This is a genomic window from Streptomyces sp. MUSC 14, assembly GCF_001866675.1.
Taxonomy (GTDB): Bacteria; Actinomycetota; Actinomycetes; order Streptomycetales; family Streptomycetaceae; genus Streptomyces.
The window spans coordinates 1-15,858 of record NZ_MLYN01000084.1 but is presented as its reverse complement, the minus strand read 5'-3'; the positions used below and the strand labels follow the sequence as shown (position 1 = coordinate 15,858).

General features: G+C 71.9%; 13 protein-coding genes. 6 read left to right on the top strand and 7 right to left on the bottom strand.

Going from position 1 to position 15,858, the window contains the following annotated elements:
* Position 1 precedes the first annotated feature (1 nt).
* The gene (locus BIV25_RS41355; protein ID WP_071377724.1) at positions 2-1,177 is read left to right on the top strand and encodes a winged helix-turn-helix domain-containing protein; all 1,176 of its coding nucleotides are present in this window, start codon (positions 2-4) and stop codon (positions 1,175-1,177) included.
* Positions 1,178-1,205: 28 nt separating this feature from the next.
* Here BIV25_RS41355 and BIV25_RS41350 read toward each other — a convergent pair whose 3' ends face one another.
* The 7 genes from BIV25_RS41350 to mtnA all read right to left on the bottom strand — a co-directional run bounded on the left by BIV25_RS41350 (position 1,206) and on the right by mtnA (position 9,994).
* On the bottom strand, positions 1,206-1,952 hold the full coding sequence (locus tag BIV25_RS41350) for a response regulator transcription factor (protein WP_071377723.1): 747 nt from the start codon (positions 1,950-1,952) through the stop codon (positions 1,206-1,208).
* Between the two features lie 204 nt (positions 1,953-2,156).
* Positions 2,157-2,849, bottom strand: coding sequence for a ribosome hibernation-promoting factor, HPF/YfiA family (gene hpf / locus BIV25_RS41345; protein ID WP_071377722.1), 693 nt, complete (start codon positions 2,847-2,849; stop codon positions 2,157-2,159).
* 310 nt (positions 2,850-3,159) lie between these two features.
* The gene (locus BIV25_RS41340) at positions 3,160-4,074 is read right to left on the bottom strand and encodes a ComF family protein (RefSeq protein ID WP_071377764.1); all 915 of its coding nucleotides are present in this window, start codon (positions 4,072-4,074) and stop codon (positions 3,160-3,162) included.
* A gap of 136 nt (positions 4,075-4,210) precedes the next feature.
* Positions 4,211-6,052: an LpqB family beta-propeller domain-containing protein gene (locus tag BIV25_RS41335; protein WP_256257131.1), complete on the bottom strand. Its 1,842-nt coding sequence runs from the start codon at positions 6,050-6,052 to the stop codon at positions 4,211-4,213.
* Positions 6,042-8,156, bottom strand: a complete 2,115-nt coding sequence (gene mtrB / locus BIV25_RS41330; RefSeq protein WP_177235610.1) for an MtrAB system histidine kinase MtrB — start codon at positions 8,154-8,156, stop codon at positions 6,042-6,044. Before mtrB ends, BIV25_RS41335 begins: the two co-directional genes overlap by 11 nt.
* 1 nt (position 8,157) lies before the next feature.
* Positions 8,158-8,847, bottom strand: a complete 690-nt coding sequence (gene mtrA, locus BIV25_RS41325) for a two-component system response regulator MtrA (RefSeq protein ID WP_191870552.1) — start codon at positions 8,845-8,847, stop codon at positions 8,158-8,160.
* A gap of 4 nt (positions 8,848-8,851) precedes the next feature.
* On the bottom strand, positions 8,852-9,994 hold the full coding sequence (gene mtnA / locus BIV25_RS41320; RefSeq protein WP_071377721.1) for an S-methyl-5-thioribose-1-phosphate isomerase: 1,143 nt from the start codon (positions 9,992-9,994) through the stop codon (positions 8,852-8,854).
* A 140-nt stretch (positions 9,995-10,134) separates the two neighbouring features.
* On the opposite strand from mtnA, the gene BIV25_RS41315 reads away from it, so the two are divergent.
* The 5 genes from BIV25_RS41315 to BIV25_RS41295 are packed head-to-tail and all read left to right on the top strand — an operon-like array spanning position 10,135 to position 15,784.
* Complete coding sequence (locus BIV25_RS41315; protein ID WP_071377720.1) at positions 10,135-11,496, top strand: glycerophosphoryl diester phosphodiesterase membrane domain-containing protein; 1,362 nt, start codon at positions 10,135-10,137, stop codon at positions 11,494-11,496.
* Positions 11,497-11,500: 4 nt separating this feature from the next.
* On the top strand, positions 11,501-12,292 hold the full coding sequence (locus BIV25_RS41310) for a DUF4129 domain-containing protein (protein ID WP_177235609.1): 792 nt from the start codon (positions 11,501-11,503) through the stop codon (positions 12,290-12,292).
* A complete protein-coding gene (locus tag BIV25_RS41305) occupies positions 12,289-13,485 on the top strand; it encodes a DUF4350 domain-containing protein (RefSeq protein ID WP_071377719.1) in 1,197 nt (398 codons plus the stop codon). Before BIV25_RS41310 ends, BIV25_RS41305 begins: the two co-directional genes overlap by 4 nt.
* Positions 13,485-14,474: a MoxR family ATPase gene (locus BIV25_RS41300; protein ID WP_107486649.1), complete on the top strand. Its 990-nt coding sequence runs from the start codon at positions 13,485-13,487 to the stop codon at positions 14,472-14,474. The genes BIV25_RS41305 and BIV25_RS41300 overlap by 1 nt, the downstream gene beginning before the upstream one ends.
* The gene (locus BIV25_RS41295; protein WP_071377717.1) at positions 14,474-15,784 is read left to right on the top strand and encodes a DUF58 domain-containing protein; all 1,311 of its coding nucleotides are present in this window, start codon (positions 14,474-14,476) and stop codon (positions 15,782-15,784) included. Before BIV25_RS41300 ends, BIV25_RS41295 begins: the two co-directional genes overlap by 1 nt.
* Positions 15,785-15,858 lie beyond the last annotated feature (74 nt).

Genomic DNA, 15,858 nt, shown 5'->3' with positions numbered 1-15,858 from the left:
CATGACGACCCTTCCGCGCCCGACCACCTCCCTCACCGCGGACGACGCCCGCCGCATCGCCCTGCGGGCCCAGGGCTTCCTCGGCGCGCCCGACCGGCGGGCCGGTGTCCGCGGGGTGCTGCGCCACCTCGGCGCGGTCCAGCTCGACACGATCTCGGTCCTGGCGCGCTCCCACGAACTCGTGCCCTACGCCCGACTGGGCGCCGTCGGCCGCACTGCGGTCGAATCGGCCTACTGGCGCGGCACGCACGCCTTCGAGTACTGGTCGCACGCGGCATGCCTCCTCCCGGTCGAGGAGTGGCCGCACTTCGCCTTCCGCCGCCGCGCCTACCGTCATCGCCCGCACTGGAACCACGAGCTGCCCGACGGCGCGTACGACCAGGTCATCAAGCAGCTGCGCGCGGAGGGCCCGCTGACCTCCACGGAGCTGGGCGGCGCGAAGAGGACCAGCGAATGGTGGGACTGGTCGGGCACCAAGATCGCCGTGGAGCGCGCGCTGATGTACGGCGAGGTGGTGTGCGTCCGGCGGCGCGGCTGGAAGCGGGTGTACGACCTCGCCGAGCGGGCCATCCCCGGCACGCTGCTGCACGACGAGCTGGACGACACCGAGTGCCTGCGCCGCCTGGTCCGGCTGGCCGGCGAGTCCCTGGGCGTGGGCACGCGCGCGGACATCGCCGACTACCACCGTCTCAAGGCCGAGCAGGTCGACGCGGTGATCGCAGACTCGGGTCTGGTGCCGGTCGAGGTCGAGGGCTGGGGCAGGCCTGCCTGGGCCGACCCGGCGGCCCTGGCGACCTCGCCGCGCGGCCGGCACCGGACCACGCTGTTGTCGCCGTTCGACTCGCTGATCTGGGAGCGGGCGCGCACGGAGCGGATCTTCGGCTTCACCCATCGCCTGGAGGCGTACGTCCCCAAGCCGAAGCGGGTCCACGGCTATTTCGCGATGCCGGTCCTGGCGGGCGGCCGGCTGATCGGACGGGTGGATCCGGCCCGCGAGGGCCGCACGCTGGTGGCCAGACAGGTCACTGTGGAGGACGCGAAGGCCGTCCCCGCGGTCGCCCAGGCCCTGGTCGAGGCCGCGGGCTGGGTGGACTGCACGGAGGTCCGCGTGGAGCGAGTGACGGCACCAGAACTGCGCGAGCCACTGGTCAGCGAGCTCGCCCGCACCCTCGGCTGACCTCCGCCGGGCCCGCCGCCGTCATGCCCTACCGGATCTCGAGGATCTTCTCCCGCATCGCGTAGACCACCGCTTCCATCCTGGAGTGCAGCTGGAGCTTCTCCAGGATGTTGCGGACGTGGTTCTTCACGGTGTTCTCGGAGATGAACAGCTCTTTCGCGATGTCCCGGTTGTTCATCCCCGTCGCGACGAGCTTGAGGACCTCCAGCTCCCGGTCGGTCAGCCGCGGCGCGGGCACCAGCCGGCGCTCGTCGGTGCGCTGGATCATCGACTTGAACTCGGTGAGGAGCTTGGACGCCATGGACGGGCTGATCTGCGACTGCCCGTCGGCCACCGCGCGAATGGCGGTGGCCACCTCGTCCGTGGAGATCTCCTTGAGGAGGTATCCGGTCGCCCCCGCCTTGATCGCGTCGTAGAGGTCGGCCTCCTCGTCGCTGATCGTCAGCATGATGATCTTGGCGCTGGGGGCGACCTCCTTGATCGAGGTGCAGGCCTCGATCCCACCCCGCTTGGGCATGCGGACGTCCATCAGCACGATGTCGGGCAGCAGGTCGGCGGCCTTCTCCACGGCCTCGGCGCCGTCGCCGGCCTCGCCGATGACCTGGATGTCCTCCTCGGCCGCGAGCACGATCTCCAGGCCCCGCCGGAAGAGGGCGTGGTCGTCCACGACCAGGACCCTGATCGGCTCGTTGCGTGAAGAACCCGCGTCCGGGCCCCTGCCGATGACACCGTCGTCGGCATCTTCGTCCCGCATCGGTCCGAAGGTGTCCGCCATCGTTCCTCCCCCTGAAGGCTGTGGCCTGTTGTCCCGCGCCATCGCCAACCCAAGGCAACGGCCCACCGGTTGGGCCGGTTCGGCCATGATTTCATGCCCGGGCGACGCAGAGGTGACATGCGGGGCGTGAACTGGTCGCACACCGGTGCCCCTGGGGGCGCACACGCGTCGCCAGGGGCACCGTTTCCGCTTCTTCCGGGTGGATCAGCCGCCCAGCGTGCCCCCCGCCGCGGGGGCCTGCGCCTCAGCGACCATCTGGTCCTGGTCGAGATGGATCACACCGTAGTCGTAGGCGTGCCGCCGGTAGACGACGCTCGGTTGCTTCGTCTCGGCGTCGACGAACAAGTAGAAGTCGTGCCCGACCAGCTCCATCTCGTAGAGGGCCTGGTCGAGGGTCATCGGTGAGGCGACGTGGGTCTTCTCGCGGACGATGAGGGGGCCTTCCCCCTTGACCTCCAGCGAGCCGATCTTCTTCGTCGGTACCCCGTCCATGTCCTCCTCGTGGACGGGCAGGCCGTTGCCGTTCAGCGTCGCCGCGCCGGGGACGTGGTCGGGAACCTCGGCCGCCGAGATCCGGCGGGCTCCTCGCCGCGAGAATCGCTTGTCGTGCTGCTTGCGCAGCCGGGCGTCCAGCTTCTCCGCCGCCAGGTCGAGTGCCGCGTACGGGTCGCTGGCCGCCGCTTCCGCCCGGATCACCGGGCCGCGGGAGCGGAGGGTGATCTCCACTCGGTCACAGCGGTCGGCCTGTCGGGGGTTGGGCTCCTTGGACACCTCGACGTCGAGGCTGATCACCTTGCCGTCGAGCTTCTGGATCTTCTCCAGGTTCAGCTTCTCGGCCACGTGCTTGCGGAACCGCTCGGGCACCTCGGTCTTGCGGCCCTTGACGACGATGTCCACGCAGAACTCCGTTCCCGGATCGCTCCGCTCGGTCGGCGGAGCATCTCCCTTTGCACCAGGTCCGGTCAGCACCGGACCTCGGACTTGGTGACTTCACCTCCTCCTCCCCCATGGGCGAGCTCTCCACCCCATGGGCGCGGGTGATTGCGGAAAACCCGCGCCACGGCATTCGGATATGAGAGGTGTGGCCTGCGCCTTTCCTCACAACCGAACATATCTCGCCCGGACGGATGTCGTCACCCTCTACTGCGGCGTACCTCCGTTCAGGTGAAATTCCCCTCTCGCTACCTGCAACGATGCAGGTTGACGGTCAGTTCCTGTTTATTTCGAAAGAATCCCGAGGAGCGGCGACCACGGCCGCGCGGAGCGCGTACCCGAGGGCGTTCGACGCCGTCTTTTCTGGTGCACCATGCACCCACTTCCCGTCGTCCGACCGCGTTCCGCTCTGTCGTTCTTCCCTTCCTTCCCGAGTTACGGCCGCGTACACGGAGGTTCTCACTCCGCACCCCTCTTCTCGACTCGACAGGGCCGTATCCCGCAGTGCCCGCGCCGCCTCCGCGAGGCTGGCGCCGGTGGTGATCAGGTCGTCCACGAGCACGACCCGTCCCACGTCCAGCAGCCGGCCACCGCCCGCCGTCACCTCCAGCGCGCCAGAGAGGTTCTCCAGGCGCTGTCGCGCGTCGAGCGCGGCCTGGTCCGCCACCGCCCGGCGCTGGCGCAGCACGGCCGCCACCCGGGCCGGTGTCCCGGTACGGCGCAGCTCCCCGGCCGCCGCGAGCGCCATCCGTCGCACCGGATCGTGCCCACGCGCCCGCACGGCCCACCGGGCGGAAGGCACGGGGACGAGCACCACGGTCCGCTCACCCACCGCCCCGCCCGGCCCGTCGCCGGTGGCTCCGGCGTCCGGACGGACGCGGGCACCGCCGCCGCTCCCGCCGAGCCCCGCCCGCACGGCCCCCGCCAGAGCCGCGCCCAGCACTCCCGCGAGCGTCAGCGCGCCCCGCTCCTTGTGCGCCAGGAGCAGTTCCCGTACCTCTTGCGCGTACGGAGCCGCCGCGTACACCACCGGCAGCCCGGCCGGCTCCGGCACCGGTCGCACCCGCCGCGGTGCGCGCCCGTCCAACACGGCCCGGCACCGCGGGCACAGCACCGTACGCGGTGCTCCGCAGCCCGCGCAGTCAGCCGGCAGCACCAGGTCGGTGAGGTCCCGCCACCACCCCCGCATGTCCACCACTGTGCCAACGCCGAAGCCGCCCTGCCACCCCTGTGGACAACGCACTGTGGACAACCGGAGGCACCGCGCAACGCCCGTCACCCACACGGGGGAGCAGGGAGAGATGAACAGGGGTCCGGACAGACTGTCAGCCCGGATAGACCGGTGCCGTTCCGTCCTTGTCCACCTTCTGCCACTGCGCGCCGGACGGCAGCCGTACGATCCCGTCGTCCTCGGAGTAGGCCACCAGCGGCACCCGCTCGTCCTCAGACGCGGCGATGGACTTGACGCCGGTGAGGGCACCGGGCGCCGGACCGTCCAGCGTGGAGCCGTCGACCTGGACGTACCGCATCTGCAACACGCCGCCCTGCTCCCTGCCCACCGCGAGCAGCCTGCTGTCCCCGGCCCACGACATGGCGCTGACCTGCTCCAAGTCCGGCGCCGCCGACCGCAGTTCCACCACAGAGGTGCCCTGTCCGGTGCCGCCGTCGCGCTGGATCCGGCCGATGAGCAGGGACTGCTTGCCGTCCTTGCTCTCCACGACCAGTGCGATCCGTACCCCGTCGGCCGCCACCCGGGCGTCCTTGATCTGGCCGGACAGCCCCGGGATCGCGACCTCCTGTGCTTTGGCGGTGCCCTGCTCGACGACGTACAGCCGCGCTTGGTGCGGGTCGCGGTCGGCCACCCACAGGTCGCCGCGGGCGTCCCAGCTCGGTGTCGTCAGCCGGTCGCTCTCGGTCGGGCCCGCGCTGGTCACCAGCGCGTTGCCGAGCGAACCGCCCGACGCCAGCGACGTCACGTACAACGACTTCCCGGCGTCACCGACCCCGGCCGCACTGTGCTCGTCGCGCGAGACGGCAACCGACTCCAGGCCCTTGTCGCTCTCACCGAACACACCCGGCACCGGAAGCGCGCCGGTACCCGTGCTTCCCGTCGGCATCCGTACCAACCGGTGCTTGCCGTCGAGGAAGTACAGGTAATCGGGGCTCTTGGCCGACCCGTGCCAGGCGGCGGACTCGGCGCGCTCCTCGCTCAGGTCGCACAGCCTGCGGCCGTCGGCGCCTTCCAGCTCGACCGACTCCAGCGTCGGCGCCAGGTTCCGCAGCGTGAACAGCACCTGCGTCGCCATCTCGGTGCACTTGCCCGGCGCGACCTGGGACGCCTTGAGGTTCAGCGGCACCGTGAGCTTGTTCTGGTCGTCGGGCGCCAGCCCCGACACGTCCTTCTGCAAGGCCGTACCGGTCGGGAAACCGGACCTGACGACCGGGCCGAGCCAGCTGGTCGGGCCGCTCAGCAGCGAGCGGACCATCTGCGTCATCGCGTCGACCTTGCTGCGCACGAACACCGGGTCGGCCACCGCCACCGGCTGCCCCGTCGCCCCGGCCGTCGTGTCCGAGGCGAAGTAGTACTTGTCGACGGACGTGTAGTTGCGCTGGAAGTCCGACTTGCCCATGACGACGCCGTCGGGCAGCCCGTCGATGCGCCACTGCCCGGTCTTGGCGCTCCGCGTGAGGTGCACCTTCTTGCGGTAGGAGCCGTCGGCGGGCTCGTACGCCTGTTGCGCGTCCACGGTCGCGACCTGGGTGCCCGCGAGGACACAGGTGACGCTGTCGGTCGGCTCCTGGCCGGCGCCCGCGCGGCAGTCGGTCTCGATGCTCGGCCCGTTCGCGAGGACCGTGGTCGACCGCTCCGGGCGCCACGTGCGCGCCGCGCCGTCCGACAGATACTTGCGAGCCGTGTCGTACGAGGGATCGTCGCTGGTCAGCGCCTCCAGGAAGCCCTGCATGATCTCGGCCGGACCCGCGCCCTCGGCCGGCGGCATCGCGAACACCCGCACTCCGGTGTCCTGCCGGGGCGTGGACTCCACGTTCCGCAGGTCCCCGCTGTCGGGCATCGAGGCACACCCCGCCAGCAGGACGGCTCCCAGAGCGGCGTACGCCACCGCGCGCCCGGATCTTTGCCGGGCGCCCCCCGTGCGGTCAGCGGCCACGAAATGCCTCCCCTGGCTGGGTCGAGTCCTCCGGTGCGGCCGCATCCGGCCGGACCGCGTCCGCACTGGCCGCGGATCCCGCGGCAGGCACGTCGTCCGGGCGCCGCACACCGCCGCCGGGGCGGGGCACCACCCGGGCGCCGTTGCCGTTGCCGGGCAGGGCGGTCGGGTCGGCGGCCGGGGTCATCCCGGCGAGCCGCGGCGCGATCGGCGCGCGCGGCGGCAGCGCGGGCGCCTGGGCGCCGCCCTGCTGCACCGGAACCGTGGCCCGCTTCTCCCCGCCCCCGCCGGGCAGCCCGGCCTCGTCCAGGCCGCGGTTGCGGCGCGAGTCCTTGGGCTCCAGCGGTATCGGCGAACCCCGCAGCGGCTCGTCGGCGGTCCTCGGCAGCGTCAGCCGGAACTGCGAGCCGCCCCCCGGCTCGCCCCAGGCCTGCAGCCAGCCGCCGTGCAGCCGCGCGTCCTCCAGGGCGATCGACAGCCCGAGGCCCGTACCACCGGTGGTACGCGCGCGTGCCGGGTCCGCCCGCCAGAACCGGCTGAAGACACGCGTGGCCTCACCCGGCTTGAGCCCGACGCCGTAGTCGCGCACCGCGACGGCGACCGCGCCGCCCGCGGAGGCGAGCTTGACGACGACGTCCCTGCCCTCGCCGTGCTCGACGGCGTTGACCACGAGGTTGCGCAGCACGCGCTCCACGCGGCGGGCGTCCGCCTCGGCGACCACGGGCTGCTGGTCGCCGAGCACGCGTATGTGCGTGCCCTTGCGCTCGGCGAGCGGCTCGGCACCGCTGACCACGCGCCGGACGACCTCTCTGAGATCTATCGGCTCGGCCTCCAGCGCCGCCGCGCCCGCGTCGAACCGGCTGATCTCCAGCAGATCCGCCAGCAGCGACTCGAACCGGTCCAGCTGGTCGGCGAGCAGCTCGGCCGACCGCGCGGTCACCGGGTCGAAGTCCTCACGCGCCTCGTGGATGACGTCGGCCGCCATCCGGACGGTGGTCAGCGGTGTGCGCAGCTCGTGCGAGACGTCCGACACGAACCGCCGCTGCATCCGCGACAGGTCCTCCAGCTGCTGGATCTTCACCTGGAGGTTCTGCGCCATCTTGTTGAAGGCCTCACCGAGGCGCGCGATGTCGTCCTCGCCGGTGACCTTCATCCGCTCCTGCAACCGCCCGGCGGACAGCCGCTCGGCGATCCCGGCCGCCATCCGCACCGGCGTGACGACCTGCCGCACCACCAGCCAGGCAATGGCTCCGAGCAGCACGACGACGAACAGCCCGGCGGTCGCCAGCGTGCCCTTGACCAGGCTCAGGGACTTCTCCTCCTGCGTGAGCGGGAAGAGGTAGTACAGCTCGTACGGCCGCCCGTTGGGGTCGCTGACCTGCTTGCCGATGACCAGCGCCGGCTGCGAGTCCTTGCCGTTGGAGTAGACGATCCGCGTGTAGCTCTGGGCGGCCGTCGTACCGCTGTTGACGCGCTCACGCAGGTCCGCGGGCACGCTGGAGGTCGGGTTGACGTTCCCGGAGCCGCGCGGGCTGCGTCCGCCGCCGCTGTCGTCACCGACGGGCAGCGTCACCACGTCGAAGGCGCCCGCGCCACCGCTGGACAGCGACTCCACGAGATCGCTCATCCACTGGATGACGTTCTGCGACTGCCGCCCGTCCGCGGTCGAGGTGCCGTCGCCCGTGGCGGTGGCCGCGTTCGTCCCCGTCGCGGTCCCGCTCGCCGCCTCGTCCGCCTTCTGCTTCGCCACCGCGAACCCGCCGGTGGCCTGGCTCTGCGAGGCCTTCACCTTCGCGTCCAGCAGGCCGTTGCGCACCTGCCCGATCACGACGAAGCCCAGCAGCAGGACGACGCCCAGCGACATCAGCAGGGTCGTGGCGACGACCCTGAGCTGGATGTTGCGCCGCCACAGCCGCATCACCGGCAGCAGCGGACGGCGCACCCAGCGCAGGAACAGCCGCAGGACCGGGCTGCCCTGGACCCCGCCCTGGAGCAGCCCGCCCTCGAAGAGCCGCCTGAACCGCGCACCGGCACTCCGGCCGACAGGCCGCCCCTGACGGGCCCCGGACCGGCCGGGAGCCGAAGCGGCGCTGTCCCCGGACATGTCAGCTCGGTCCGGCCTTGTAACCGACACCACGGACAGTCACCACGATCTCCGGCCGCTCCGGGTCCTTCTCGACCTTGGAGCGCAGGCGCTGGACATGCACGTTGACGAGCCGCGTGTCGGCGGCGTGGCGATAGCCCCACACCTGCTCGAGCAGCACCTCGCGCGTGAACACCTGCCACGGCTTGCGCGCGAGCGCGACCAACAGGTCGAACTCCAGCGGGGTCAGCGCGATCGACTGCCCGTCCCGCTTCACCGAGTGCCCGGCCACGTCGATGACCAGGTCACCGATGGTCAGCTGCTCCGGCGCCGGCTCTTCCGACCTCCGCAGCCGCGCCCGGATCCGGGCGACCAGCTCCTTCGGCTTGAACGGCTTGACGATGTAGTCGTCGGCGCCCGACTCCAGGCCCACGACGACATCGACGGTGTCGCTCTTCGCCGTGAGCATCACGATCGGCACCCCGGACTCCGCCCGGATCAGCCGGCACACCTCGATGCCGTCTCGTCCGGGCAGCATCAGGTCAAGCAGCACCAGATCGGGCTTGGTCTCGCGGAAAGCGGCCAGCGCCTTGTCGCCGTCGGCTACGAAAGACGGCTCAAAACCTTCACCACGCAGCACGATGCCGAGCATCTCGGCCAGTGCGGTGTCGTCGTCGACGACAAGGACTCGTCCCTTCATAAACGACATCATCCCATTAGCTAATCGTTACCTGGCGTGACCTCGCACACAGCTCCGCAAGAGCCTCCGCGGTCACGGGCGAAACGGCTCCCCCCTCGGTGACGATGGCCGTCACGAGCTCGGGCGGCGTCACGTCGAACGCCGGGTTGTACGCCTGGGTCCCCAGGGGTGCCACCGGAATCCCGCCTCCTGCTCCCGTCACCGGCACCTGGGGTGCTGTGATCTCCGTCACTTCGAAGCCGGGGCGCTGTTCGACCTCGATGGACGCCCCGTCGGGGGTGCCCAAATCGATCGTCGTCACCGGCGCCACCACGATGAACGGCACATGGTGGTACCGCGCCAGCACAGCGAGCGGATAGCTCCCCACCTTGTTCGCCACCGAACCGTCGGCCGCGATGCGGTCCGCCCCGATCAGCACCGCGTCCACCTCACCCGCCGCGAACAGGGAACCCGCCGCGTTGTCGGTGAGCAAGGTGTACGCCATCCCACTGCGGGCCGCTTCGTACGCCGTCAGGCGAGCACCTTGCAGCAACGGACGCGTTTCGTCCACCCACAGCCGCCGCAGCCGCCCCTCACGGTGCGCCTGGAGGGCCACCGCGAAAGCCGTGCCCTCCCCGCCCGACACCAGCGAACCGGTGTTGCAGTGGGTGAGGATCCGGTGCCCGCCGCCGGACAGCAGCTCGTCCAGCAGCGCCAGACCGTGCGCTGCCATCCGCGCGCTGGCCTCGGCATCCTCACGGTGCAGCGTCCGCGCAGCGGCCAGTGCGGCGGCTGCCGCCGCTTCAGGATCACCGCTCTTCGCCAGCGCCGCCGCGTGCGCGGCCTCGGCCCGGCGCACCCCGACGGCCAGATTCACCGCGGTGGGCCGAGCGGCCTCCAGCGCCCGCGCCGCCTCGGCCACGTCGAAGCCCCGCGCGGCGGCGAGCGCGACGCCGTACGCCCCGGCGATCCCGAGCACCGGCGCCCCGCGCACGGCGAGCGAACAGATCGCCTCCACCAGCGCCGGCGCATCCGTGCACACCAGCTCGACCTCCTCCGCCGGAAGCCGCGTCTGATCGAGAAGGACCAGCACAGGACCTTCGGGTGGTTCCTCCCATCGGACCACAGGTATCTCGGTCGGCCGCCTGTCCCCGTCAGTTCGCGCCTGCTGATCAGCCATGCGATCAGTCTGCCCCGGATCCCGCGGACAATTGAAGGAGTCCGGCGCCCACCGCGGCAGGTCCCGGGACAACCGCCCCATGGCACGATGGCTGCCAACCTGCCGCCGCGACAGCGGATCGGCACCGAGAAGGAGCTTCGATGACAGACACTCCGGGCTGGGCCTCGCCCGGATCCGCCCCGTCGTCCGAGGGGCGGGAACCCGGCGCGTCCGGCCCCGCCGAGCCCGCCGACCGCCCCAGCGACGCCGAGCCCGCGCCACAGCCGGGCACCGACGCACCGGGCCCAGGCGCGAAGTGGTCCAAGGAACAGCCGCCACCCGGCCAGTGGTCCGCCCCCACCGGCGCCCCCGGCTCGCACCAGGCCCCGCCGCCCGGCCCGGGCTGGGGCGGACAGCAGCCCGGCACACCGGGCCCCGGCGGCTACCGCGGCGGCTACGCGGGCCCGCCCGCCGGCTACGGCACCCCCGGCGGCTACGGAGCCTGGGGCGGCGGCTGGGGCGGCCCCCCGCCCGCGGCCAAGCCCGGTGTCATCCCGCTCCGCCCGCTCGGCGTCGGCGAGATCCTCGACGGTGCCGTCTCCACCATGCGCACCTACTGGCGCACGGTGCTCGGCATCTCGCTGGCCGTCGCCCTGGTCATGAACGTCAGCATGGTCCTCCTGCAGGGATTCGTGCTCAACGACGTCCAGACCACGGTCAGCAACCCCGACGCCACTCCCTCCGAAGCACTCCACGCCCTGCGCGACACCATGATCGGCACCGGTGTCCTCTCGGTGATCCGCACGGCCGCCATGCTCGTCGCGACCGCCCTGCTCACCACCATCACCAGCCGGGCCGTCCTCGGCCGACCGGTCACCACCCGGGAGAGCTGGCGCGACGCCCGGCCGCAGATCCTGAAACTGCTCGGTCTGCTCATCCTGCTGGCCCTGATCTTCGTCGGGGCGATCTTCGCCGGGGCACTGCCCGGCCTGCTCGTCCTGATCACCGGCGGCGGCGACAACGCCGGAACGGCACTGCTCGCCCTGGGCTTCCTCGGCGGCACCGTCGTCGGCGTGTGGCTGCTGATCCGCTACTACCTCGCCGCCCCCGCCCTGATGCTGGAGCGGCAGGGCATCGTGAAGTCCCTGAAGCGCTCGGCGAAGCTCGTACGCGGTTCCTGGTGGCGCATCTTCGGCATCATGCTGCTCACCCTCCTGATCACTCTCATCGTCTCGGCCGTCGTGACCATCCCCTTCACCCTCATCGGGGCTGCCGCGAGCGGTGACGGCATGAACGACCTGCTCGGCGCCAACGGCGGGCACATCGGCTGGACGACCCTGATCATCCAAGGGATCGGCGCGCTGGTCGGCGCCACGCTCACCCTCCCCATCAGCGCCGGCGTCACCGTGCTCCTCTACATCGACCAGCGCATCCGCCGCGAGGCCCTCGACCTCGAACTGGCCCGCGCCGCCGGTGTCCAGGGCTACGGCACCGGCACACCCGGTCCCGTCCCGGGGAGCTGATGCGGTGAGTCTCACGGGGGGAGTTCTCACGGCGGCAGCCCCGGCCGGCGTCGGCAACACGGTCGTACGCGGCCTGCTGCGCGTGTCGGACACGGCCGTCCGCGCAGCAGGCGGCTCGGGGGACAAGCCGCCGGTGACGATCTCGCGCGACCCCGCGCGGGAGGCGGCCCGGCGCGAGCTGTCCAAGCGCATGTACCACGAGAACGAACCCGGCCTGTTCCAGCGTGCCCTGAACGCGTTCTGGGACTGGCTCGACCGGCTGCTCAGCTCGGCCGCCTCCGCGACACCCGGCGGCACGCTCGGCCTGGTCGTCGTGATCCTGTTCGTCGTCGCCGCCCTGGCCGCCCTGTGGTGGCGCCTGGGCACCCCGCGCCGCCAACCCGCCTCCGCCACCGTCCTGTTCGACGACCGCCCCCGCAGCGCCGCCGAACACCGCGCGGCCGGCGAGGCACACGCGGCCCAGGGCCACTGGAACCAAGCCGTCCAGGAACGCATGCGGGCCATCGTCCGCTCCCTGGAAGAACGGGCCCTGCTCGACGTCCGCCCCGGCCGCACCGCCGACGAGGCGGCCACCGAAGCGGGCCGCGCACTCCCGGCGCACACGGACCGGCTCGCCTCCGCGGCACGGGAGTTCGACGACGTCACGTACGGCGGACGCAGCGCGAGCGAGCAGTCGTACCAACGCGTCGCCGAACTCGACCGAGACCTGGAACGCACCAGGCCCGCCCTCGCCCACAGCGCCGGCAGCAGCATCGACAGCACAAGCCACAACACGCGCCAGGGGACAGCCGAGTGACCACCGAGGCCACCACGCCGACCACCTCCACAGCGCCCACCGCCCGCCAGATGTGGACCCGCGCGCGCGGCATCACACTCGCCGTCGTCCTGCTCCTCGCGGCGGCCATCATCATGGCCGCCGCGCGCTCCACCGCCCGGCACGGCGAGCTGGACCCGCGCTCCGCCGACCCCTACGGCAGCCGCGCCGTCGCCCAACTCCTCGCCGACCGCGGCATTTCCACCCGCGTGGTCACCACCCTCGGCCAGGCGCGAGCCGCCACCGGACCGGACACCACCCTCCTGGTCGCCGTACCCGACCTGCTGACGACCCGCCAGCAGGATCAGATACGCAAGGCGACCGCGACCTCCGGCGGACGCACCGTCCTGGTCGCAGCCGGCAGCTGGTCCATCGAGCGGCTCGCCCCCGGGGTCGCCGCGGACCCCACCACCAGCAGCCGTGACACGCTCGCCCCCGGCTGCGCCCTCCCCGAGGCCCGGCGCGCGGGCAGTGCGGACACCGGCGGCATCCGCTACACCACCACCCGCCTCGACGCCGACTCCTGCTACCACAGCGCACGCCTCCCCACCCTGCTGCGCATCCCAGCGGCGTCCGGAGGAGGCGACACCGTCGTGCTCGGCGCCCCCGACATCCTCCTCAACGACCGCCTCGACAAGCAGGGCAACGCCTCGCTCGCCCTCCAACTCCTCGGCTCCCGCCCCCATCTGGTCTGGTACCTCCCCTCGCTCGCCGACACCTCGGCCGCTCACGACGACGGCCGGAAGAACTTCCTCGACCTGCTCCCCTCGGGCTGGCTCTGGGGCACGCTCCAGCTCTTCGTCGCAGCCGGCCTCGCCGCCCTGTGGCGAGCACGCCGCTTCGGCCCCCTCGTGTCCGAAAGACTCCCCGTCGCGATCCGCGCCTCCGAAACCGCCGAAGGCCGCGCCCGCCTCTACCGCAAAGCCGACGCCCGCGACCGCGCGGCCGCCGCTCTTCGCTCCGCCACCCGCACCCGGCTCGCCCCCCTCGTCGGCGTCCCCGTCACCCAGGCGCACGCGCCCGAGGCCCTCCTACCCGCCCTGTCCGCCCACCGCTCCGGCGACGGACAGACCCTGCACCTCCTCCTCTTCGGACCGCCGCCCCGCGACGACGCGGCCCTCATCGCACTGACCGACCAACTCGACGCCCTCGAAAGAGAGGTACGCCATTCATGATGGACCCGACCACTGACAACGCCGGGACCACCGGGGACGCGGGCACCGCCCGAGCCTCCCTGGAAGCCCTGCGCGCCGAGATCGCCAAAGCCGTGGTCGGCCAGGACCCCGCCGTGACCGGCCTCGTCGTCGCCCTTCTCTGCCGCGGACACGTCCTTCTCGAAGGAGTCCCCGGAGTCGCCAAGACGCTCCTCGTCCGCGCCCTCGCCTCGGCCCTCGAACTCGACACCAAACGGGTCCAGTTCACCCCCGACCTGATGCCGAGCGACGTCACCGGCTCTCTCTTCTACGACACCCGCACCGCCGAGTTCTCCTTCCAGCAAGGCCCGGTCTTCACCAACCTTCTCCTCGCGGACGAGATCAACCGCACCCCGCCCAAGACCCAGTCCTCCCTCCTCGAAGCCATGGAGGAGCGCCAGGTCACGGTCGACGGCACCCCGCGCCCGCTCCCCGACCCCTTCTTGGTCGCCGCGACGCAGAACCCCGTCGAATACGAGGGCACCTATCCCCTCCCGGAAGCCCAACTCGACCGCTTCCTGCTCAAACTGACGATCCCTCTGCCCTCCCGCCAGGACGAGATCGACGTCCTCACCCGCCATGCCTCCGGCTTCAACCCGCGCGACCTGCGCGCCGCCGGCGTACGCCCCGTCGCGGGCCCCGCCGACCTCGACGCGGCCCGCGCAGCCGTCGCCAAGACCACCGTCTCCCCCGAGCTCACCGCCTACGTCGTGGACATCTGCCGCGCCACCCGCGAGTCGCCCTCGCTCACCCTCGGCGTCTCCCCGCGCGGCGCCACGGCCCTCCTCGCCACCTCGCGCGCCTGGGCATGGCTCACGGGCCGCGACTACGTCATTCCCGACGACGTCAAGGCACTTGCCCTGCCCACCCTGCGCCACCGCGTCCAACTACGACCGGAGGCCGAGATGGAGGGCGTGACGGCCGACTCCGTCATCAACGCGATCCTGGCCCACGTCCAGGTCCCCCGCTGATGGCGCTCACGGGACGCGCCGCCCTCCTCGCGGCCCTCGGCTCGATCCCCGTCGGCATCCTGGACCCCGGCTGGACAGGCATCCTCGCGGTCAACGGCTCTCTGGCACTGGCCTGCGCCTGCGACTTCGCGCTCGCGGCTCCTGTACGGCGTCTCGCCCTGACCCGCTCCGGCGACACCTCCACGCGCCTCGGCGAGACCGCCGACGTCACACTCACGATCACCAACCCGTCCCGCCGCCCCCTGCGGGCCCAGCTACGGGACGCCTGGCCACCGAGCAGCTGGCAGCCCGGCACCGAGATCGAGGCCTCCCGCCACCGCCTGACCATCCCCCCGGGTGAACGCGGGCGCGCGACGACCCGACTGCGCCCCACCCGCCGCGGCGACCGGCGGGCTGACCGCGTCACGATCCGCTCCTACGGCCCGCTCGGCCTGTTCTCCCGCCAGGGCACCCACAAGGTGCCCTGGTCGCTACGGATTCTGCCCCCGTTCACCAGCCGAAAGCATCTCCCGTCGAAGCTCGCCCGATTGCGTGAACTCGACGGCCGCACCAGCGTGCTGACACGCGGCGAGGGAACCGAGTTCGACAGCCTCCGCGAGTACGTCCCCGGCGACGACACTCGCTCGATCGACTGGCGAGCCACCGCCCGGCAGTCCACTGTCGCCGTCCGCACCTGGCGCCCGGAACGCGACCGGCACATCCTGCTGGTCCTGGACACGGGCCGCACCTCTGCCGGCCGCGTGGGCGACGCCCCGCGTCTCGACGCCTCCATGGACGCGGCCCTGCTCCTCACCGCGCTCGCCTCCCGGGCCGGCGACCGCGTGGCCCTCCTGGCCTACGACCGCCGGGTACGCGCCCTCGTCCAGGGCCGGTCCGCAGGCGACGTCCTGCCGGCCCTGGTCAACGCGATGGCCCCGCTCGAACCGGAACTCGTCGAAACGGACGCACGCGGCCTCACCGCCACAGCACTCCGTACGGCTCCACGCCGGTCCCTGATCGTCCTGCTCACCGCACTCGACGCGGCCCCGATGGAACAGGGCCTGCTCCCGCTGCTTCCGCAACTCACACAGCGGCACACGGTTCTGGTCGCCTCGGTGGCCGACCCGCACATCGCGCGCATGGGCAAGGCCCGTGGCAACGCAGAGGCGGTGTACGAGGCCGCGGCGGCAGCTCAGGCACAGAGCGAGCGTGAGCACACGGCAGAACAGCTCCGTCGTCATGGGGTGACGGTGGTGGACGCATCCCCCGAAGATCTGGCACCGGCATTGGCTGACGCGTATCTCGCTCTGAAGACGGCGGGCCTGCTCTGAACAGAGCCCGTCCCGCCGTTCCTCGGGAACGGAAAGGCCCTGAAAACGCAGAAAGGCCCACACCATAAGGTGTG

Coding starts and splice junctions, on each gene's coding strand:
- mtrB (WP_177235610.1), bottom strand. CDS start 8,156: ATGTCCGGGGACAGCGCCGCTTCGGCTCCCGGCCGGTCCGGGGCCCGT.
- BIV25_RS41355 (WP_071377724.1), top strand. CDS start 2: ATGACGACCCTTCCGCGCCCGACCACCTCCCTCACCGCGGACGACGCC.
- BIV25_RS41295 (WP_071377717.1), top strand. CDS start 14,474: ATGGCGCTCACGGGACGCGCCGCCCTCCTCGCGGCCCTCGGCTCGATC.
- BIV25_RS41340 (WP_071377764.1), bottom strand. CDS start 4,074: ATGCGGGGGTGGTGGCGGGACCTCACCGACCTGGTGCTGCCGGCTGAC.
- BIV25_RS41300 (WP_107486649.1), top strand. CDS start 13,485: ATGGACCCGACCACTGACAACGCCGGGACCACCGGGGACGCGGGCACC.
- mtnA (WP_071377721.1), bottom strand. CDS start 9,994: ATGGCTGATCAGCAGGCGCGAACTGACGGGGACAGGCGGCCGACCGAG.
- BIV25_RS41315 (WP_071377720.1), top strand. CDS start 10,135: ATGACAGACACTCCGGGCTGGGCCTCGCCCGGATCCGCCCCGTCGTCC.
- BIV25_RS41350 (WP_071377723.1), bottom strand. CDS start 1,952: ATGGCGGACACCTTCGGACCGATGCGGGACGAAGATGCCGACGACGGT.
- mtrA (WP_191870552.1), bottom strand. CDS start 8,847: ATGATGTCGTTTATGAAGGGACGAGTCCTTGTCGTCGACGACGACACC.